Annotated in this window: 22 protein-coding genes; 12 read left to right on the top strand and 10 right to left on the bottom strand. The window is 37.2% G+C overall.

The window, feature by feature from the left end:
- The first annotated feature begins 25 nt into the window (after positions 1-25).
- Both IW16_RS07595 and IW16_RS07590 read left to right on the top strand, forming a co-directional pair.
- The gene (locus tag IW16_RS07595) at positions 26-1,087 is read left to right on the top strand and encodes an NAD(P)H-dependent flavin oxidoreductase (protein ID WP_034741741.1); all 1,062 of its coding nucleotides are present in this window, start codon (positions 26-28) and stop codon (positions 1,085-1,087) included.
- Positions 1,088-1,134: 47 nt separating this feature from the next.
- Positions 1,135-1,578, top strand: a complete 444-nt coding sequence (locus tag IW16_RS07590) for a lipocalin family protein (RefSeq protein WP_034741738.1) — start codon at positions 1,135-1,137, stop codon at positions 1,576-1,578.
- A gap of 81 nt (positions 1,579-1,659) precedes the next feature.
- Here the strand turns inward: IW16_RS07590 and IW16_RS07585 are convergent, their stop codons facing one another.
- Genes IW16_RS07585 through IW16_RS07570 form a run of 4 tightly spaced genes read right to left on the bottom strand, consistent with a single transcriptional unit; the run spans position 1,660 to position 4,918 of the window.
- On the bottom strand, positions 1,660-2,997 hold the full coding sequence (locus IW16_RS07585; RefSeq protein ID WP_034741735.1) for a UDP-N-acetylmuramate--L-alanine ligase: 1,338 nt from the start codon (positions 2,995-2,997) through the stop codon (positions 1,660-1,662).
- 6 nt (positions 2,998-3,003) lie between these two features.
- Positions 3,004-3,441, bottom strand: a complete 438-nt coding sequence (locus tag IW16_RS07580) for a hypothetical protein (protein WP_034741732.1) — start codon at positions 3,439-3,441, stop codon at positions 3,004-3,006.
- A gap of 14 nt (positions 3,442-3,455) precedes the next feature.
- Positions 3,456-4,262, bottom strand: a complete 807-nt coding sequence (locus tag IW16_RS07575; protein ID WP_034741729.1) for a lysophospholipid acyltransferase family protein — start codon at positions 4,260-4,262, stop codon at positions 3,456-3,458.
- 26 nt (positions 4,263-4,288) lie between these two features.
- Positions 4,289-4,918: an NUDIX hydrolase gene (locus IW16_RS07570; protein WP_034741727.1), complete on the bottom strand. Its 630-nt coding sequence runs from the start codon at positions 4,916-4,918 to the stop codon at positions 4,289-4,291.
- Positions 4,919-5,256: 338 nt separating this feature from the next.
- Here IW16_RS07570 and IW16_RS07565 point away from each other — a divergent pair, with 338 nt between their 5' ends.
- The 6 genes from IW16_RS07565 to IW16_RS07540 all read left to right on the top strand — a co-directional run bounded on the left by IW16_RS07565 (position 5,257) and on the right by IW16_RS07540 (position 10,711).
- Positions 5,257-6,075: a hypothetical protein gene (locus tag IW16_RS07565; protein ID WP_034741724.1), complete on the top strand. Its 819-nt coding sequence runs from the start codon at positions 5,257-5,259 to the stop codon at positions 6,073-6,075.
- 160 nt (positions 6,076-6,235) lie between these two features.
- Complete coding sequence (locus IW16_RS07560; protein WP_034741721.1) at positions 6,236-6,634, top strand: hypothetical protein; 399 nt, start codon at positions 6,236-6,238, stop codon at positions 6,632-6,634.
- A gap of 10 nt (positions 6,635-6,644) precedes the next feature.
- Entirely contained in the window at positions 6,645-7,376 is a 732-nt protein-coding gene (gene csgH, locus IW16_RS07555) for a curli-like amyloid fiber formation chaperone CsgH (protein WP_034741719.1), read from the top strand.
- Positions 7,377-7,387: 11 nt separating this feature from the next.
- Positions 7,388-7,798: a curli production assembly/transport component CsgF gene (locus tag IW16_RS07550; protein ID WP_034741717.1), complete on the top strand. Its 411-nt coding sequence runs from the start codon at positions 7,388-7,390 to the stop codon at positions 7,796-7,798.
- A 25-nt stretch (positions 7,799-7,823) separates the two neighbouring features.
- Complete coding sequence (locus IW16_RS07545; protein ID WP_034741715.1) at positions 7,824-9,188, top strand: CsgG/HfaB family protein; 1,365 nt, start codon at positions 7,824-7,826, stop codon at positions 9,186-9,188.
- 11 nt (positions 9,189-9,199) lie between these two features.
- A complete protein-coding gene (locus IW16_RS07540) occupies positions 9,200-10,711 on the top strand; it encodes a carboxypeptidase-like regulatory domain-containing protein (protein ID WP_034741713.1) in 1,512 nt (503 codons plus the stop codon).
- A gap of 388 nt (positions 10,712-11,099) precedes the next feature.
- Here the strand turns inward: IW16_RS07540 and IW16_RS07535 are convergent, their stop codons facing one another.
- The 6 genes from IW16_RS07535 to IW16_RS07510 form a co-directional block, all read right to left on the bottom strand.
- The gene (locus IW16_RS07535; protein ID WP_223878127.1) at positions 11,100-11,750 is read right to left on the bottom strand and encodes a response regulator transcription factor; all 651 of its coding nucleotides are present in this window, start codon (positions 11,748-11,750) and stop codon (positions 11,100-11,102) included.
- 225 nt (positions 11,751-11,975) lie between these two features.
- Positions 11,976-12,446 carry an OsmC family protein gene (locus IW16_RS07530; RefSeq protein WP_034741711.1) on the bottom strand — a complete coding sequence of 157 codons (471 nt, stop codon included), beginning with the start codon at positions 12,444-12,446 and terminating at the stop codon, positions 11,976-11,978.
- Between the two features lie 42 nt (positions 12,447-12,488).
- On the bottom strand, positions 12,489-12,941 hold the full coding sequence (locus IW16_RS07525) for a hypothetical protein (RefSeq protein ID WP_051890004.1): 453 nt from the start codon (positions 12,939-12,941) through the stop codon (positions 12,489-12,491).
- A gap of 53 nt (positions 12,942-12,994) precedes the next feature.
- Positions 12,995-14,554, bottom strand: a complete 1,560-nt coding sequence (locus tag IW16_RS07520) for an Rne/Rng family ribonuclease (RefSeq protein ID WP_034741709.1) — start codon at positions 14,552-14,554, stop codon at positions 12,995-12,997.
- Between the two features lie 368 nt (positions 14,555-14,922).
- Positions 14,923-15,213 (bottom strand): HU family DNA-binding protein, encoded by a 291-nt coding sequence (locus IW16_RS07515; protein WP_034741707.1) that lies wholly within the window; start codon positions 15,211-15,213, stop codon positions 14,923-14,925.
- A gap of 138 nt (positions 15,214-15,351) precedes the next feature.
- On the bottom strand, positions 15,352-15,954 hold the full coding sequence (locus tag IW16_RS07510; protein ID WP_223878128.1) for a response regulator transcription factor: 603 nt from the start codon (positions 15,952-15,954) through the stop codon (positions 15,352-15,354).
- A 248-nt stretch (positions 15,955-16,202) separates the two neighbouring features.
- Between IW16_RS07510 and tssO the strand changes: the two genes are divergently transcribed.
- Genes tssO through tssR form a run of 4 tightly spaced genes read left to right on the top strand, consistent with a single transcriptional unit; the run spans position 16,203 to position 20,683 of the window.
- A complete protein-coding gene (tssO, locus tag IW16_RS07505) occupies positions 16,203-16,736 on the top strand; it encodes a type VI secretion system TssO (protein ID WP_034741702.1) in 534 nt (177 codons plus the stop codon).
- A gap of 18 nt (positions 16,737-16,754) precedes the next feature.
- Positions 16,755-17,279 carry a type VI secretion system transmembrane protein TssO gene (locus IW16_RS07500; RefSeq protein ID WP_034741699.1) on the top strand — a complete coding sequence of 175 codons (525 nt, stop codon included), beginning with the start codon at positions 16,755-16,757 and terminating at the stop codon, positions 17,277-17,279.
- 50 nt (positions 17,280-17,329) lie between these two features.
- Positions 17,330-18,238: a PKD domain-containing protein gene (locus tag IW16_RS07495; protein ID WP_034741696.1), complete on the top strand. Its 909-nt coding sequence runs from the start codon at positions 17,330-17,332 to the stop codon at positions 18,236-18,238.
- A 45-nt stretch (positions 18,239-18,283) separates the two neighbouring features.
- Positions 18,284-20,683: a type VI secretion system protein TssR domain-containing protein gene (tssR, locus tag IW16_RS07490; protein WP_034741694.1), complete on the top strand. Its 2,400-nt coding sequence runs from the start codon at positions 18,284-18,286 to the stop codon at positions 20,681-20,683.
- Positions 20,684-21,378 lie beyond the last annotated feature (695 nt).

The raw sequence follows: 21,378 nt of genomic DNA, 5'->3' as shown, positions 1-21,378 counted from the left end.
GTAAATTCTAACTAAAATAATTCTTATGTTTTGGCCGGAAACTCTAAGTAAAAGATTAGGTATTAAATACCCTGTTATTCAGGCTCCGATGTTTGGAGTAAGCACCTCACAGATGACAGCTGCAGCTTCGAAAGCAGGATGTCTGGGCTCTTTGGCATTGGCCGACCTTTCGGCAGATAAATCCATTGAACTCATCAGAGAAACCAAAAAACTGACTGATCAGCCCTTTGCAGCCAATATTTTTGTTCACCATATTCCTGAAATTACAGATCGTATGAAGGAAAAATTTATTAAAGCAAAGCAGTTTATTACACAGCTGGCAAATGATCATCATTTGGAAGTTACGCTTCCGGATCTTGAAGATATTAAGGTGAACAGCTACCAGGAACAGGTAGATGCCATTATTGAAGAAGGATGCAAAGTATTGAGTTTTACTTTCGGAAATCTGGATGATAAGAGTATTCGGAAGCTGAAAGAAAAAGATATCATTCTTATAGGAACCTGTACGTCAGCAGAAGAAGCTTTGATACTGGAAAAATCCGGAATAGATATGATCTGCGTCCAGGGAATTGAAGCCGGCGGTCACAGGGGAACTTTTGATCCGGATAATATCCCGATGATTGGAGGGATATCTCTGCTTTCAGAAGTACATGATCAAGTAACGGTCCCACTGATCTATGCAGGAGGGATTTATAACGGTAAAACTTTAAGAGCGGCAAAAGAACTTGGGGCACAGGGATTTCAGGTAGGAAGTATTTTGCTTGCATCTGAAGAAAGCGGTATGAAGCCATTTGAAAAAGAAAGACTTAGAAGTGCGGTTGAAAAAGATATTATTTTAACCAAAAGTTTTTCAGGAAGATATGCCAGAGGTATTAAAAATACATTTATTGAAACCTTAGAAAATTCAGATTATATTCTTCCATATCCTTACCAGAATAAGTTAACAAACGAGCTGAGAAGAATTTCAAAGACTTTGCAGAATTCTGATTTTGTAAGCATTTGGGCAGGACAGTCCATTCATGATTACAGCCACCTTTCAACAGAAGAAATCCTGAAAAATCTCATAGCCGGGGCAGAAGATATTTAAAGGGAATTGTTTTAATTTTGCCAGCTACAAAAGTTTAAAACTTAACTATGAAAAAATTATTTCTACCATTGGCCGTGTTATCTATTATGGGATGCAGTCATCATAACGAAGATCCGGAAGATGACCAGAGAACAATGCTCGGTATGTGGAAAATGAGTAAAGTCGAAGTATATAAATCTTCTACCAAACAAACTGAAGTACACCTTACAACAGGATGTGATGCGGAAAGCACCCATGAATTCAGAGGGACAGATATGACGACTGTAAATTATACCAAAAATAATAATGATTGTATTCCTGATGAAACAGTAACGAGAAAATATACCTATAACCAGAAGACCCAAAAATTCTGGTATGAAGGAGAGCAGGACTATCCTTATATTGTTTCTCAGTTAACAGCGGTTAATATGATATTTGAAAGCTCTGTAGAAGATTTTGACGAAGACGGAATCAATGATATAGTTAGGTATTATTTTTTGAAAATAAAATAAAAGAAACTCCTTTCAGTAAAACTGAAAGGAGTTTCTTTATGGATCATTCAATAATGGTTCTTCATTATCAAATGCTCCGGTTTATTTTGTAAGATCCAGACCTCCGAAATTGCCTGAACTCATCATCAGGAATACTGCGTCTGTTTTGTCCAAAGTTTCCCAATAGGAATGAAGATCTTCAGCATTGGTAAATACTCTCAACGCATCATTCCTGAATTTTTCTTTAATGAATTCCGGAGAAATAGGTTCCATTCTTTTGATTTTTAAAGCATCTTCCGAATAGAATACAATCGCTTCGTCCAGTCCGTCCATAGCATGGTCGTATTGTTCAAGAAAAACAGGATTTAAACTTGAATAGGTGTGCAATTCAAGAAAACCGTATTTTTTTTCCTTTTTAAACTGCTCCTGGAATGCTTTTACCGTTGCTTTTACCTTACTTGGTGCATGGGCAAAATCCTTATATAAAATACCTTTATCTTCTCTTTCTACCTTTTCAAGACGCTTTGATGCTCCTTTAAAGCTCATGATCGCTTCATAGAAATCTTCATCCATAATTCCCAGCTGGCGGCAGATGTGTCTTGCCCCTTCCATATTCAACAGGTTATGAGCTCCAAAAACGGAAAGCGGAACATCGCCCATTTCGGTTTTCAGATGAACTTTTCCATTGATGATCTCATATTCAGGGGTCTTGTAAGGAATTTTTCTGAAATAATTTTCTGCGGCTTCCACTACTTTGACTACTTCAGGATCCTCTTCATTGTATACAAGAACTCCTCCTGCCGTAATACTGGCCACAAATTTTCTGAATTGATCAATATAGTCGTCAAAAGTTTTAAATACATTGATGTGATCCCATGCGATGCCACTCATTAAAGCGATATTGGGCTGGTACAAAAGAAACTTTGAGCGAAGGTCAATAGGAGAGGAGAGGTATTCATCCCCTTCCAATACCATAAAATCATTATCCTGTGTCAGTTTTACCATACAGTCAAAACCTTCCAGTTGTGCACCCACCATAAAATCTACATCTTTCTGATGAAAGTTCAGCACATGAAGGATCATCGAGGTAATCGTTGTTTTCCCATGTGACCCGGCGATAACCACTCTTGTTTTGTTTTTGGACTGTTCGTACAGAAATTCAGGATATGAATAAATCTTTAAACCCAGTTCTTTTGCTCTTGCCAACTCAGGATTGTCCTGACGGGCATGCATTCCAAGGATAACCGCATCAATGTCTGCTGTGATCTTTTCAGGGAACCAGCCCATTTCCTGAGGCAGTATTCCTTTGTTTTCCAGTCTGGATTTTGAAGGCTCAAAAATGGCATCATCTGAACCTGTCACCTGATATCCTTTGTCTTTTAACGCAATAGCAAGATTATGCATGGCGCTTCCGCCGATAGCAATGAAGTGGGTTTTCAATTGTATTTACTGTTTTTTTACGTTGTTATTAATGATTTCCTGGAAAGCACTCAGAATGTTGTTCCAGTTCGTTGTGAAGTTGGGCATGATCATGCTTGCATCCGTCTTGCTTCCTTCGTTAGGTCCCTTCTTAACGTTGATGGAAGTGCTGACATTGTCATACAGTTTTTTGCGGTCTTCCTGAATTCTTCTGAAATTATTTTGGGAAAGGGTTTGGTCCAGTTTTTTCAGATCTTCATCAGAAATTTTGAAATCCTGTTTGTGTTTTTTGCCCTGTCCTTCAAAAGAATAATGTGCATTGTTACCTTTGATCAGCAGATTCTCATATACAGGGGCAAAACCTCCACTTCTTGAGTAGCTGATGTCAAAATCTGAATACACTTTCTGACTGTTACACGAAACTAATACTATGACCGCGAATAAGATCCCTAATATTTTGTTCATAATTTTTACTTACTTTAATTATTTGAATCCTTTTGTTCTAATTTTTTAGCTTTAAGTTCTTCATCATAATTGTGCAGTACATTGAAATCTTCTGTCTGCTCTATGGCAGTCATAATCTTCAATAAAATTTCAGGCGCCTTTTCATTGTCGTAATCTATATCCAGAGGTGCTTTGAATTCCATGGTAGGTTTTACGCCTGTCACCTTTACCCGGAGTCCTTTTTTATCAAATGCCCTTCTGAAACCGTTGATCTTGATAGGAATCACGATCGGGCGCTGGTTCTTAACCAGTTTGGCTGTACCTCTTCGTCCCTGTGCAAAAGCAGATGTAGTACCTTGAGGGAAAGTAGCTACCCAGCCATTGTCCAGAGCTTTCATAATATTATCAACCTCAGTAAGATCTACCATTCTGTTGACATTTTTACCTTCTGCTCTCCATGTTCTTTTTACGGTTACAGCACCGGCGATCTTGAAGATCTTTGGGAGAATTCCTTTGTTCATGGTTTCTTCTGCTGCTACATAATAAAAGTCGATCTTAGGATTGAGCAGGTAGATCGGGTTTTTGATCGTATCCAGATATCCGTTGTTCACAGCACAGAATGCATGATACATTGCTGCAACATCAGCAAAGTACGTTTGATGGTTACATACAAAAAGCACGTTGGAATCCGGAAGATCCACCAAGTGTTCCGTACCGGTTATCTTCAGTTTATTAAAGCCGTTGAACCTTCTGTAGGATACAATTCCTAAAATAAAAATGATTAACCTTTTTAAAAAATAAGGTGTTCCGAATGCATCGGTGAAAATATTTTTCTTCGCCATCTCTCAATTAAACACGGTTTGCAAAGTTACATTTTTTTAAGCAACTGACTAAACTCACTCAATATCATCGCTGTAGCTCCCCAGATAATATATCCGTTGAAATTAATGACAGGAACTTCATGTCCTGCAGTATCCGGCAGCACCATCATTTCAGGATTATCAGGAAGGCTGAGGAAAGAGGTAATAGGAAATTCTATAGTTTCTACAGCCTCGCTTTGCTGGAGAACGAAAAGCGGATTCTTTTTAGTATATGAAATATAAGTATATACATAAAAATTGCTTGGCGGAATATAAATAGGGGACATTTCCCGGATCACCCTGATATAATGTTTGTCTATCCCTATCTCTTCTGAAGTTTCACGTACTGCTGTTTCAGCAAAATCACGGTCCATTTCCTCACGTTTACCGCCAGGCAGTGAAATCTGCCCACTATGTCTGTCGTGCTCGTTGACCGTTCTTTGGATCAACGGGAAATACCATTCATTGTCTTTTAAGTATAGGACAATATTAACTGCTGCAAATTTTGGATTTTTTGCCAGTACTTCATCATAGGTAAATACAGGGCGGGAAGGCGGTGAAAATACCCCATGGGCATTGACCCCGGGCAGTTCTACATTTGTAATTTTCCTCAATAAATCTTTTCCAAAACTTTCCATAGCTCAAATTTAGCAATATATCCTGAAGAAAAGAATAGGCGTTAACATTAATTAACCATTGATAGAGGATTAAAAGTTTCAAGATTAAAAATATTACAAAAATTAATCTGAAAAAAAGGTTCTAAAAAATTAATCTGAAAATTAGAGTTATTTTGTGAAAACCACGGTACAGTATACCGTATTTATACGTAACTGAAAAACGTTACTGAGAGAAAAAGGTAAACAGTTACATAGGGAACGGTATCCCGTGATTTTTGAAATTTACACTTTAGCCGTGGTTTTTCGTTTGGGTTTTGCCGATACCTTTGTCATACTATTAACCAATTAATTTTATCAAAATGAAAAACTTTATTACTGGTGTATTTACACTGATGGCCATGAGTTTCAGCTTCGCACAATCAAATATTGATGTTACTGCCCAGATTGGAAACTTGAACACTGCTACTGTTGATCAGACAGGTCTTTTGAATATCAACTCTCTGACACAGAGTGGAAACCGTAATACAGCAGACATCGATCAGATAGGTGTTCTGAATATCAATACTGCTGAAAGTATCGGAAACAGAAACTCTATTGACGTAGACCAAACAGGTCTTGGTAATACAAACGATGTGAGCCAACAGGGAAACAGAAACTCTGCAGTAACCTGGCAGCTGGGAGCATTTAACTCTACAGAACAGACTCAGATCGGAAGAAGAAATGAAACCTCCTCTATACAGTTGGGTATCGGAAATGCCGTGGTGCAATATCAGGATGGAAGAAGAAATGATGCTTCTGCTATTCAGTTAGGTAATGGTAACGATGCTTATCAGGTTCAGCTTGGAAGAAGAAATGATGCAAGTGGTCTTCAGGTTGGTAATAATAACCTTTTAGTACAATATCAGGACGGAAACGACAACAGCGCCACACACGATCAGGCTGGTAATAATAACGTGGCTGCATCTCTTCAGATTGGCGACAGTAATATGGCCGTGGGAGCACAGGTTGGAAACGGAAACCAATTGTATCAGCTTCAGTTAGGCGATTCCAATATTGCAGTTGATGTTCAGATGGGTAACAATAACTTTACCTGGGTGGCTCAAAGTGGAGATTCTCATATTCACGTAGGAACTCAGATGGGTAACGGAAACTCAATGGTAATCAATCAATCCAATTAATTCGATGGATTGTAGTTCAAAATAAAAAGGAGAAGCTGCGGTTTTCTCCTTTTTTAAGCTTTAGAGATCAACATACCCGGAAACCGTGATTTTTTATTTGTACCTGCTGGGCGTGTTTTTCCACAAGAGCTATTCATGTACCTTTATTAAAATTAATACCATGTTTAAACTGAGATGGGGTGCCTTTACACTTTTCGCAGTACTGTATGTGCAAGCACAGCAGGTAGACTGGGACAGGGTCAACAGCAACACCGTTCTTGACCTTATCACAAGACAGCAGACTGAACAGGGACTTTACGGTTCAACTGTTATTCAAATGGGTGATTATAATAATGCAGAACTTTCTCTTAATGCTAAAACTAATATTGCCGTACAACAGCTGGGAGATTATAATACGCTTTATTTCATCAACTCATTTACGGATAAAGAAACCAAAGCTGCCGTTAATGCACAGGGAAATAACAATATCATTGATATTACCGGAAGCAACAGTGTCTCAGACGGAATGCAGATCAATGTGAAAGGTGACAACAAAACAATTTTCATGAGAAATTACTAAAACACATGTGATGAAACTTCTATATTCCTTGAGTTTGTGCACTTTATTTATCTTCCTGTCTTCACAGGTTGAAGGGCAGGAAGATAAAAAAGTGAACGCCAGGATAGAAAGCAGTGTCCTTGAAAATCAGATTAAGCTTAAAGCTGTTGTTACCAATAATACGGCTGTATACAAAGAACTGAATTACCTTTTGATTTCCATTAAAAAAGGAAATGCAGGCAATCTCTCCAACAATCAGCAGAGCGGAAAATTTTCCATCAATCCCAATGAAGTAAAAGTTTTATCTGAGATTAATGTCAATCTTGAACCCAAAGATGCACTGAAAGTTTTTCTCTATGTGAGAGATGAAGAAACCAGGAAACTGATCACGAAAGACAGCCTGGAACTCAATACTGATTTGTTCAGAAAGAAAACCGCTATGATAGAAGAAGATGCCGTCTATGAACTAAAAGGACTTACCATTGATGAAACCAAAACCAAAGTCGGAAAAGACTTTTATGATCTTTTTTATATCCAGTACAGTCAAATTCCAGATAAAAGCAGTGGGGCTATTACTATTTCAGAACTTCCTCTTCGCGGGACCAGCGGTCAGATCAGTATTCAGATTGATGATAAAGTGATTTATAGTTTTATGACTAATCCAAACGAAGACTACCTCAAAGAACAGCTGGCAGCCAGCTTAAAATATATTAAAGAGTTTAATACAAAGAAAAACCTCATTAAAAATGAATTCATCTACTAAAAACGTCCGCCATGAAAACTTTTATCATTATTTTGACCTTTATTGCGGGTATTTTCTCCGGAAAATCTCAGCAGCTCGTTTATAAGCCAATCAATCCGGCATTCGGAGGTGATACCTTTAACTATCAGTGGCTTTTAAGTTCAGCAAATGCCCAAAATCAGTTTGATGAGAAAAATGATTACAGCAGTTTGCTCGATAATGTTAATTCTCTAGACAGTTTCAGCCAGAGCCTCAACAGGCAGGTGTTGAGTGAGCTGTCCAGGAAATTATTTGAGGATCAGTTCGGGGAGGGCAGCCTAAAGCCCGGAAATTATCTTTTTGGATCGCTTTATCTGCAGATCACTACAACAGCCCAGGGACTTTTGATCAATATTTTGGATACCAGTTCAGGCGATCAGTCCGAGATCGTGATTCCAAAATAAAAAATAACTAAAAACCAGACTTACCATGAGAACTTACATTTACACCAGAATTTTTTTCTGTACGCTCCTGCTGTGCTTAATGCAGGCCTGCAGTTCCATACTGGGGCTTCCTTCCGATCCTGAGAGATCCACCATGGGAGAACTTACCCCCTCTACCGCGGAATTGAAAAATCTTCCGCTTCCCAAAGAAAAAATTGTCGTAGGCGTATACAAATTCAGGGACCAGACCGGTCAGTATAAACCGTCAGAAAACGGGAATAACTGGAGTACAGCTGTCCCGCAGGGAACGACTACCATTCTTATTAAAGCGCTTGAAGACAGCCGATGGTTCATTCCTATCGAAAGAGAAAATATTGCCAATCTTTTAAACGAAAGACAGATCATCCGGTCTACAAGACAGGAATACATGAAAGATGCTGATAAAAGCAGCCAGTCCCTTCCTCCTCTTCTTTACGCAGGAATTCTTCTTGAAGGCGGAGTCATCTCTTATGACAGCAATGTATTGACCGGAGGCCTCGGAGCGAGATATTTCGGAATAGGTGCTTCCACACAATACCGCCAGGACAGGATTACTATTTATCTGCGTGCCGTCTCTACGCTGAACGGCGAAATCCTTAAAACAGTTTATATCTCCAAAACGATTCTTTCTACGAGTGTAAACGGAAGTTTTTTCAGATATATTGATACCGAAAGGCTGCTGGAAGCTGAAGTGGGCCTTACACAGAATGAGCCCGTACAGCTTGCCGTCACTGAAGCAATCGAGAAAGCAGTAAGATCCTTGATTATTGAAGGTATCAGAGATAAAATCTGGGGAAAAGCATCCGAAAATTTAACAGGCTATCAGCCTTTGATTAATGATTATAACAAAGAACAGGAAGAAAATACAGGCAGAACAGTGGGGAATAAGTTTCCGGAAAATTACAGACAGAAAATGTCCGTTTTTGCGAATGTGGAAGCTCAGAAAATTAAAGATGACTACGTAAATCCTAAAATGAATGTGGGCGGAAAACTGGGAATAAAATACTTTATAAATCCCAATTTCAATATTGAAACCAGTGCCAGCTATTTCACCTTAGAGAATAAAAATATGATTAAAAGAAGCTATATAGTTCCCGAGCTCAATCTGGAGTTTCTTTTGTTCCCCAAATACAGATTCAGTCCATATGTTTATGGAGGTGCGGGAGCTATGTTTTCAAAATACAAGCCTCAGTATAAAGGCCAGGTTGGTGGCGGGTTGGAATATATGATTGGAAATAATACGGCAATCCGGGCTTCGTCACAGTATGATATAGGTTTTAAAGATAACTGGGAAGGTCTGGTGAACGGAAAAAGAAAAGATCAGGCACTTCGCTTTGCTATTGGAATCAATTTTTACCTTGGAAACAAATAAAAACATGAACTATGAAAACTTTAATCAAAATACTCAGCATATTCATCCTTACTTTTTGTCTGTTTTCATGTGATGAAGATCTTATAGAACAGGCTCAGACAGGAATGTTGAAAGGAAAAGTTGTAAAAAGAGGTACCAATGTGCCTATTGCTAATGTTAAGATTTTTACAGCACCTACCACACAGACCGTTTTCAGCGGGACAGACGGTACATTTGAAATTGCCGCTATGCCCATCGGGAATTATTCTGTGAAAGCGGAACTCTCTGGTTATGTGACCACTTTTCAGGGGGTTAACATACAAAATGAAAACCAGGTGGTCACTGTGGTTTTTGAAATGAACGATGATGAATCGCTCAATTCTCCTCCTTCTGCACCGCAGCTGCTAAGTCCGGTAGACAATGCGGTTAATCAGCCGTTAAATATGGAGCTGACATGGACAGCAACTGATCCCGATACGGCGGATGTTTTAAGATATAGTTTAACAATTAAAAATAACCTCGATACTCATGTGATTCAGGTTAATGATTTGACGGCGAATCATTATTCGCTTTCAAATTTGAAGTTTGGTGTTAGTTACTTCTGGCAGGTGTCTGTTTCGGACGGCATTCACCCGCCAGTTTTAAGTACCATCAGTAAATTTACAACCAATACAGTTCCGGCAAACCGCTATCATTATGTACAGAAACAGAATGGTAATTTCGTAATCTTGTCAAGTGACGGACAGGGAAATAGTTTTCAGTTTACCAATTCGTCCTATAACAGTTGGAGACCGCGAAAAAATAATAATGCCGGATTGATCGCATTTCTGAGGACAGAAGGCGGTAGTACCCATATTTATACAGCAAACCCTGATGGATCGAATCCGTTTAAAGTAACTACAGTTCCGGCAGCAGGTTTTAATAATTATGAAATGGATTTTGCATGGAGTACCAACGGACAGGAAATTCTCTATTCAAATTTCAATAAACTGTACAGAATCAATAAAGATGGAAGTGGATTGACGTTAGTATATACAACTCCCGACGGAAGTATGATCTCTGAATGTGACTGGAGTTATGATGGTAGCAGGGTTGCCTTAAAAACCAATGATTACAGCGGCTATAATACAAAGATCTACATCATTGATATGACTGGAAGTGTTTTGAAAACGATTGTATCCGGTTCTTTAGGAGCTGCAGGCGGATTGAATTTCTCTGTAGACGGACAAATGCTCGTTTATACAAGAGATTTGTCGGGATATCAGGATGGAAGCGGCAATTATCGTCAGCTCGATTCTCATATTTTTATTTATAATTTAACCAATGATGTGGTATATGATATTTCTGACGAAAGTGAAAAGCCGCTGGGAACTAACGATCTTGATCCGAGATTTTCTCCGAATAATGCCCAGGTGATCTTTATGAATACTTCCAATGATAATATTTCGCAGAAAAATGTAATGGTCATTGATCTCAATAGTACGATGACCGATCTTTCAAGAGCTTCTCTTTTCAGCAATGGTGAAATGCCTGACTATGAATAGAAACTGAGATTACGGAGTTGGAGCGTCTATACGTTTTAGGATACAGGCTTGAGAGTCGGAGAGTTTGTGTGAGCTAAATGACCTGCTGGCTGCTTGGTGACAGTAAGTAAGCCTCATACTTCATAGACTGAAATTTAAGAGCCTAAAATCTAATATATCGAGGAATATTGAATGAAGACAAGTATCTGGTGGCTGAGAATCAAAATATCTGATGTCTGAAATCTGATGTCTAGTATCTTGATTCTTGATTCTTGGCTCTTAGTTCCTGAATCTATCATTCACTATTCCTTTGCGAAGCAAATACAACTATTGACATAAAATTAATATTCCAAAAAAAATCCAAACCTAGGTTTGGATTTTTTTTGGAGGTTAATCGAAATTGGTTTCATCAATCAATAATGTGGTTTTCTAAGGCGTATTTTACAATTCCTACGGAATTTTTTGCGTTTAATTTTAAAAGAATTCTCTTGCGGTGGGTTTCAACTGTATTGATGCTTATAAAAAGTTTCTCGCAAATATCTTTGCTGCTGAATCCATCACATATCAGTTTAAGGATTTCCATTTCTCTGCGCGTAAGCGGTTCTTTGATATGTGGATTGGGTTTTCCTTCTTCGCTGCTGATAAAGTTGATCATCCTTTCTTTTGCATTGTCGCAGATGTAGATCTCATTCAAAAGCAATGCATTTATTGATTTAAGGAATTCATCGTATCTGCTGTTTTTGTCAAGATAGCTTTTTATGCCTTTGTTAAAAAGCTTCCGGATGTCTGTCATATCATAACTATTGCCTATGACAATAATTTTGATTTCTTTGTCTTTTGAGGTAATGTCTTCTACAAGTCTGAAAATGTCTGTAAGCATAAGCATATTGGAGCTTATCACCAGAATTTCAGGGGGATCTTCTTTTAATTGTTTAAATAATGGTTCATAAGAATTACAAATGTCAATCGTGTTAAAAATTTTGCTCTGTGAGAGCAGTTTTGATAAACCTTCTGTATAGAGTAGCGGTTCATCAAAAATGGTTAATCTCGGTTTCATCATGGTTAGTTTTGTTTATATAAAAATATAAAAAAATCTTTACATTTTGAATAAAAATAACAATTAATTGTAATTTTTTACATAATAAATGATTATAAAATCGAAATTTTATTGATTATTTGATAAATAATTCTCTTGATGTTGATTTTTGAATGAGAATTTTAGAGTTATTATAGTCTAAAACCTGTATTAATCGTTATTTTCAGGTGAATAAAAATAATATATGTATTATTTAATTAACAGGGTAGGGATATGTTTTACCGGAAAGTTTAATGACCTTGCGATGAAACAAAACTGTCCAGCTTTGTGATGAAGTTCTTTTGCTTTTTCAATCATTGCCTTTTCAGTTACGGTGACTGTAGGATGTAAGGTGACTGATGTAAATTCTCCCCCTCCGTCAGTCGTTTCGGTCATAATTCCTATAGCTTCGTCTGTGTAATCGGTGACAATGATGCCTTCTTCAGAACAGAAATGAAGGTACCATAGCATATGACAGGAAGAGATCGAAGAGAGAAACATATCTTCAGGATTGTGTTTGGTTTTATCTCCCCGGAAAGCAGGGTCAGAAGAGCCTTCAATAGGTGTTTTATTTTCAATATTGATTGTATGGCTTCTTTCATAGTTTCTGTAGCTGCTGGTGCCCGTCCCTTTGTTTCCTGTCCAATGGATGGTTGCTTTGTAATGGTGTTCTTTGCTCATTGTTGTATATTGTTGTGGTTATTTATTGTTGTCAAATAATTTCTATTGCCTTGATTGTTCTTCCCAAATGAACTGATATCCTGAATTAAGGACAGCTTGTATTTCCCAGTCTCTTTTCAACCGAATGATCTGGTCCGGCATTGAAGCAATGGAAACAGCAAGTCCGGAAATAATGATGACCAGTCCCCAAATGATGATATTTAAAAATTTTGGAATTTTTATGATAAAGAGGTATTTATTGATTAGAAATAAAATCAACGTCCATAGTAAAAGCTGTATGAAAAAGTCGGCTAAGAATTCTGTGATGAAAATCTGGTAAGATAATGAAGTGTGCCATCCATCAGCAATGAAAGGAAAAGGAAATCCCGACATGACTGTGTTGCCATCATCTACCGGAAGTACAAGCCACGATTTTGTAAATACAGCCATTATTATAATGGTAAGAGGCAGCGCCATCTTAAAGATGAGGTATTTCAGTGATATGATCATTTTCATAGCCAATTTAACCAAAAAACCTCCAGAATTGCTCTGGAGGTTTAGATTTTGTTTTAATTAGAAAATTCTATCAATTCTTCTTTCTTCGAATTGTAAATTTTATATTCTAAATATTTAAAAGAATCCCTTGGAATGATGGTTACCCATTTTTTGTATTTTATGAACCATTTCATCTGGATACTTTTGATGCCTTTGGTAAGGTAGGCTTCCACGAAAGGATGTACATGCAGGAAAATCTTTCCTTTCTCTTTTTGCAGGATGCTTCGGAGAGTTTCACCCATTCTTTCCACGATTACAATAGGAGCAACGATTTCTCCGTCTTTGTTCGGGTTTTCTTCTTTGGTTTCGATCTGTTTTTCCGGACGGTTTCGTTGTCTGGTAATTTGGATCAGTCCAAATTTACTTGGTGGAAGAATTTTGTGGCGTGCTTTGTCACGCTTCATTTCTTCTTTAAGATGTTCATACAGATCCCTTCTGTGGTCAGGGTTCTGCATATCGATGAAGTCGATTACAATGATGCCTCCCATATCGCGGAGACGCAGCTGTCTGGCAATCTCTGTAGCTGCCATTTTGTTTACTTTCAGAGCGTGCTCTTTATTGACAGCGGTTCCGGTTGTGATATTATTTCCGGAATTGACGTCGATTACGTGAAGTGCTTCTGTATGCTCAATAACGAGATACGCACCTTTTGAACTTGGAATATTAACGTGTTTTCCGAAACTCTGTTTGAGTTGTTTTTCAACGTTGTAATATTCGAGAAGAGGGATGTGAGAATTGTAAAACTGGACAATATTCTTTTTTTCCGGGGCAATGACCTCTACGTAGTTGGTCATTTCGTCTACCATCTGTTCATCATCACAGAAAATATTAACGAAATCCTGGTTGAAATTGTCTCGTAAAATTGCTGAAGCTTTATCTTCTTCGCTTAAAACTCTAGCCGGAACTTTGCTTTTCTGAATGTTTTTGAATGTGCTTTCCCATTTCTGGATCAGCTGATTCATGTCATTATGAAGGTCTGCTACTTTTTTTCCTTCCGCTACGGTTCTTATGATCACTCCAAAGCCTTCAGGCTTAATACTGTCGATAAGGGTTTTCAGTCTTTCTTTTTCCTCAGTCGTTCTGATCTTTTTGGAAATAGAAACTTTATTGTCGAAAGGAATCAGGACCAGAAAACGTCCTGTCAAAGAAACCTGAGTAGAGATCCTCGGACCTTTTGTAGAAATGGGTTCTTTGGTAATTTGAAGCAGAACGAGATCATCTTTTACTATGACTTTGTCTACGGTTCCGTTTTTGTCTATTTCGGGTTGTATTTCGAAATTTTTTAAGCTTGAAGTGCTCTGTTTTTTAGAAATAGTATCTTTTAAAAACTTTTTGTAAGTCAGATACTGTGGTCCCAGATCCTGATAATGCAGAAAAGCATCCTTATCGTACCCGATATTTACGAATGCAGCATTCAGGTTGGGTGCCAGTTTTTTTACTCTTCCTACAAACAGATCTCCAACTATAAATTCGCTCTTGTCCTCTTGCTCATGAAGTTCACATAGTCTTCCGTCTTCCAGCAGTGCAATCTTTGTAAGATCATCTTCATGCGAAACTATTAGTTCTTTCTTCATTTTGTTATAAGATAAAAATTATTAAGATTATAGGAAATTGGCATTTTTTTTAGCAGATAAATAATATTAAATATAAGAATTTAGAATGAACTTGCTCTATCTTTTTAAAAATATCTGCAAAATCTGCTTGCTTTTCCCTGGTATCTTATAGTTGCAAACAAAAATATAGTCGGTGATCTTTAAAAAATTAAAATCACCAACTATATTATTATATTGTAAATCTCGAGAAAAAGAGATTATTTTTTCTTATGTCTGTTCGCTCTTCTTCTTTTCTTTCTCTTGTGAGTTGCAACCTTGTGTCTTTTTCTTTTCTTTCCGCTTGGCATAATTTTAATTTTTTAGTAACTAGTTAATATTCAGTTAATGTTTTATTTTACTGCGACTTTAGTTTTTACTTTCTCAACAAAAGATTTTGAAGGTTTGAAAGCAGGAATGTTATGAGCAGGAATCTCAATTGCAGTGTTCTTAGAAATATTTCTTCCTGTTTTAGCAGCTCTTGTTTTAATGATAAAAGATCCAAAACCTCTCAGATAAACGTTATCCCCATTATACATAGAAGTCCTGATCTCCTGCATAAAAGCTTCTACAACTTTCTGTGTTTCATTCTTTTCTGTTCCCAACTTATTTGAGATGATGTTTACCAATTCTGCCTTTGTCATTTCCTTTTTTAATTTTAAATTTTAGGTGTGCAAATTTAGTTAAAAAAATTGAATACTAGCAAATTAGTGGCAAAATATTTTTGTTTAAAGAGTTGGAGTTTTTATGATTACCCTATATTAATATTACATTAAATCTCACTACATGCTGGAATTGTAGTATCCGTTTTCCACGCAGAAACGGATGAGATGCAGTTTTGTCTTCAATCCAAGCTTTTCTGTAAGCCTGTTGATATAGGTGTCAATCGTGCGGGTGCTAAGACTCAGTTTTTCTGCAATTTCCTTGTTGCTATAGCCTTCGTAGCAGAATTTCATGAGCTGGATCTCGGTAGGACTGAGCTCTTCCTGGCCTTTTTTCTGTCTTTCCATGTAGTTTTGGACAGCAAGGGGCTGCTGTTCCCATTCCTTGGAATACTGTTCATAATCGAAGCTGTCGGAAGCAATACTGCCTTTGATGAGATCTTTTATAATCGTGCTGTTTTTCTGACAGTAGTAGATATTGGGGATTTTGGAAAGAATCTCAGCCATATCTTCCTGATAGGTGTTGGAATAAGTGACAATAGGAGTTTCTGTATTGTTTTTCCGGATATATTTGATCGCCTCTATCCCGCTTAGGACAGGCATAAAAAGCTCTATAATAAACACGTCTTCCTGCCTCCTGTAAATCCTGTTCACAAGCTCATGGCCGTTGTTACAGTCATTCAGAAGCATATAAAAAGGATTTTCCATAAGCGTTTTGATCATTATTTTTTTAAAATAAAAATCGCTGTCTGCTATAGAAAACCGCACTGTGTTTGATAATAATTTACTCACTTTTAATATCGATTTGGTAGAGATATTTAAAATTCAGAGGCCTAATTTATGAAAAACTTATGAAAGTCGAAATTAAACTTAGGTTAATTAGGGTTTTCACTAATTTAGACTGGGGAAAATACGTATTGTACATAAAATTTTTTTTTTATATTTTCACAGGCCAAACAAATCGCAAATATATGTCTTCAAACAGGGAAAAAAAATTAAACAAATCTGACGTCAGAATAGGTATCTGGAAGTTTATTCTATCCTTCGCCGTTCTTTCAGTGGTGTCTTTTCTGTGCTTATTGCTCTTTTTTAAAAGCTATACGATACAGCGGGAAGGAATTGCCAGAGAAGCAGATGCTTATAAAGAACTGATGCGCCGTAGTGACGCTCTCAGAGATCAGGTAGAAAATATCTATGAGAACATGGAGCACTATGATATAAGCAAAGTACAGAATGATGTTTTCCTCAGAACCAGTATCATGGACGATGTAGCAAATGCAAAAAATATTATGGGCAAAGACAGTGTCGATAATTTTAAGCATTATGCGGTTTTGATGAAGCAGATAGGAGCAATGCTCAAATTGAAGGGCGACATTATGGAGGTAGAATACAAAAAAAAGATCGTGCTTAGAGATCTTGAAGAATGTATATCAAAAGTAGACAGGGCCAATAATCAGCTAAAAAAAGATCCTACCAGACATTTTACAGGGTCTAAAGGGAAATAATAATAAAAAAACAAACCTATGCAGGGACATATTACATTATCCAAAAAAGAAAGGCATTATCAGTTTTTTTATTTAATACTGATGCTTGTTGCTGCTCTGATATTTCTTGGGGTCATTTTTCTGAAAGGATACGATTCTCCTTTTTCTGATGAAGACGTGAGAGGAATAGAGAGCCTTGAACAGAAGAGGGCTTTCGAAAGCGAGCAAAAAATCTTACAGCCAGAGATGGACAGTGCCTATATCAGGATCAGCAAAATCACAGATAAATCTCCGGAACCTTTTGTGGAAAATAATATCTTCAATGGGATTAATGGTCTGGCAAGTTACTTTCACAGTCGTAATGTTGTAGATATCCGTAAGGATGCCTATCCGCAGATTGCTAAATTCTATAAAATGTATTTTGAAGACAAAAAAGTTGTTTCTACGACTTTAGAGGATATTAAAACATTCAACAAGCAGGTGGATGACTGTAGAATTGGGTTTAAGAATACACAGGACCGCCTTTATGACAGGAATAAGACCATGAGGGAAAGGACGCAATAAGGATGCAAAAAAAAACATTAAAGGAATAAACACATCACAATCACTTAACTATGAATTATTTTCAAAAAAACAAAAAGAACATTATTATTGGTGTTATCGCAACGCTGCTCATTGCAGCCCTCGTTGCGCTATGGCTGCAGAAAAAGGTGATCCATTCTGCCGATGATATTGTAGCAGTAGTTTATCCATCATCGCTATCTGTAGGAGATACACTTCTCTTTGAGGATAAGACCCAGTTTGCAAAAGCCAAAAAATGGAATTTTGGAGATGGGTCGACTTCTGATCAAAACAGAGGAATCCACTTTTACAATAAGCCGGGGTACTATTCGGTAAGTTTGATCATTGATAACAAGTATACCAAAACTTTTGCTGTAATGGTTTCCGCGAGACAGACGAAGCAGAAAGACAGTACGAAGATCGCTACTACCATAGAAGCTCCTGCACAGGCAATGCAGAATGAAAATGTGCAGTTTCGTGCAGTTTCAGATGCTACCCGGTTTGCATGGAAGTTTGGTGAAACAGGAAATACAGATGCTAAAGATAAGATGTTTATCTACGCGTATAAAAAACCGGGCGATTACCGTGTTACCTTATTAACTGACGAGAGTGAGGAGCCGATCTACCACATGATCAAAATCCTTCCTACTTACAATTCTTTGGAGCAGGATGAAGTTCCTGTAGAAGATGTCTATAAAAAGATTGATGATGATTTCAAATATCATCTTCAGCAGATTGCCAACGGAAACAGTTTTAATATGCATTACAACTATCTGTTGAGAACATATTTGTGTAACAACGAAAACACGGTAGTAAAAGTGAGTGACAGCAAAGCTAACAACTTTTATATGTACTGTGCAGGACTTCAGTTTGATAAAAACGTTGTGATCCAGAGTGTAAAAGTCAATCTGGACGACAAACAGATATGTGTAACGAAAGTTGACATCAACCAAAGCAAATAATAGGATCCGGAGCTCCGGACACACCAATCATAAAAATAAAATAGGATGAAAAATAAATTTCCTCTAGCAGCATATTATATCGGATTATCAGTATTAATAACGAGCTGTCAGGTGAAGCTGCCTTCTAAAAGGACTCCAGAGCCTTCGCAGTACGGACAGGTAGAAAACTCACCGGTAGTAAACGGATATCCCAAAAAGTCAGTTCCATGGATTGTCATTTCAGACAGGTCCAGAAATACGGCTTATCTTGATAAAAGTGATGAGAAATCTTATAAGGAAGTTAAATTCCTTGAGCCTCTAATGGTTCTGAAACACAGAGATGGAATGGTAAAAGTGGCGGAATATGTTCCGGATGCTTTAATGAAAAAAGTTTCGTCAAAATCCATCAAAACTTATGGCTGGATTCCGGAAACAGACCTCCTTCTGTGGAATAATTCTTTAAAAAGCGAAAAGACAGGATATCCGGTAAGAGTAGCAGTAGTTCCCAATAACAGCGAAGTTGTCCGAAGTGCTGAGAGATACTACAAGAATGACTCTATCATGGTATTCAATTCACCAAGCCTTATAGAAACAGCCAATGTCAAAATTCCAAACGGACAAATGGTTTATGTCTACAAGCAGGCGGAAAATAATAAACGATTTTTGGTAGGTAAGAAACCTTCCATCGATATAGACAGTATCAGTACCAATCTCTATGGATGGGTCAACGCAAATGTGATCTCTGCATGGGGTGAGCGTTCTGCCATAAAGTTGAAAAATGATACAGAAATTAACGAATCTGCCTATGGGATACACGAAGGATATCCGGGTGCAGCAGATGCAGATAGCAGAACAGCGGTTTTTCTCACCGATACCAATAAAAGAACCCCTCTTGAAAATATTTATCCGGTAAATCTTCCTTTAAATGAAGCTCCGACTCCGGACACCAAAACAAAGTATTTTACCAATATTCTGGATTACAGTAAAAACTATATTTTCAATGTTCTGGGTGAGAAGATTATTTTTGACCGCTACAGAGAGATCACAGAACGGGATAAAAATATCAACATCGTTTTTGCCCTGGATGTAAGTGCTCCAAATGCACCTTATGCTCCTATCGTAAAATCTCTTCTTCAGGATTTGCAGCTTAGATTTGAGAAACCTTCTTATTTCAGTGGTGTAAAATACGGTGTCGTTTTATACAAAAATAATCCGTGTGGTGAGAATGTTCTGGTTTCCAATTTAAGTAGTGATTACAGTAAAATTACTACATTCATTAGCGAAAGAACCAACGAAATGAACTGTGCGAGCAACAGCGGATACCAGCCGGTAGGTGAAGCTCTTACTGCTGCAGGAAACCTTCTTTCCAATGTTCCGGATGAAACGAATATTGTAGTCACTGTAGGAACTTCCGCCAACCAGAGTGGAAGTATGTCCAGTGTTCTCGGTTCTCTTACTCAGGCACAGGCAAGATTAATCATGTTCCAGACCAGTGCAAGATCATCTGATACATACAATGATTTTATACTCATGGCTGAAAATGTAGTGACCAACACTGCTAAAAATATTGCTGAACTTAAAAAAGAGAAAATCATCAATCAGAGTGATGTTCTTACTAAAAATAACTTCAGCCTTGTGGAAGGTGATGCCGGGTTCTTCTCGTTAGATTATCCAAAACAGAGTATGTCTCAGGGGTTTGTTATTTTTCCTAAAAAAGGAGATGTTGCAACTCCGGGGTATCTTAAAAAATCTTTGGATAGCCTAATTGCACAGGTTACTTTAGACAACCAGACCATTGATAAATCGCTTAATGAATACTTCCATTCTTCTGTAGGAGCGGGAAGAACAGATGTGGATCTGAAGTATAAATATTTATTCCCAGGTCTTACAAATCCGGTTTCTGCAGGAATTGCAGCACAGTTGATCAATTACGGAAATCCATTCCTTGTAAAAGGTTATATCCCTAAAGATCTGAAGGATTATAAACCAGCTATAGAAAAAGGTATTCTTATTTCTGAAACAGAATATGACAACTTAAAGAATTTCTACACAGAAATTTATCTTAAAACAGAACCTGAAAAAGCTGGTTTTAGCCAGTCAAGAGCGATTAAAGAATATATAAAACTTCTGAAGAAATACAATCCTACCCTGAAATTCCTTGATAAATCTGAGCTGTATGAAAAACCAATGTCATATGCAGTAGGATTGAGTACTGGTTTTGACAATTCTGAAGATGAGTTGATGTCAAAAAATAAACTGAAGGGCTGGAAGAAGCCTAAGATTGTTTTAAAAGAAACAGTAAGAGCACATTTCAAAGAATATAAAGTATTAGCAGATAAAATGCTGTCCAACAGAAATAACCCTGCAGTTAAGATTCAGCAGAATGGACAAACCTTCTACTGGCTTAATGAATACTTTATGCCAACTACTCAAACTATTGAGGAACCGGAATACACAAAACACTAATCATCAAATTGATTATATCCAAAAGCAGAAGTTCAACTTCTGCTTTTTTTGTGGCTAAGAGAGGCCCTTTTTTAGTTAATGAACAATTATTGATATGCTCATCAGAGATCAGATTAAGACTTAAACTGAAACTAAAGATACTGTGGGAGTCGAGGTATTGGAAATGTCTGGAATTTTAAACAGAGAAAAATTCTTACTGTATTATTCTTAAACACCTTCAAACATTCCCACCCTGATAAAATAATCTTAACCTCCAAATATTCCATGCAAAAATTCATACTATTTCTCATTTAAGTGTAAAATGTCTGTAATTTTAGAAATATGCTGATGATTGCAAAACCCCTTCCAGTGATCTGTATGAGCGATTTGTAAATCCATAGTAGTAGAATTACTACAAAAAGTCGTAGAACTACTACAAAATATGAGATTTATATTCAAATGCTTTCAGGAAAGAAATAAGCACCCTATATTTGTTAAACAATCACCACATCACAAAATATTAATAATAGTTAAATTTTACACGCATAGCGGAAAATTCAAGGAAGGAGGTATATTGATTCCCCTGAAATGAAAATAAACACTGCAATTTCGGGTTTAACAGGCTATGATCATTTAAGTAAGACACTATTACACATCAACATTCATAGAAAAAGACTGTCCCTTATAAGACGGTCTTTTTTGCATAAAATATTATA

This window comes from Chryseobacterium vrystaatense, from assembly GCF_000737765.1.
GTDB classification, from domain to species: Bacteria; Bacteroidota; Bacteroidia; order Flavobacteriales; family Weeksellaceae; genus Chryseobacterium; species Chryseobacterium vrystaatense.
This window is presented reverse-complemented; position numbering and strand designations above follow the sequence as displayed.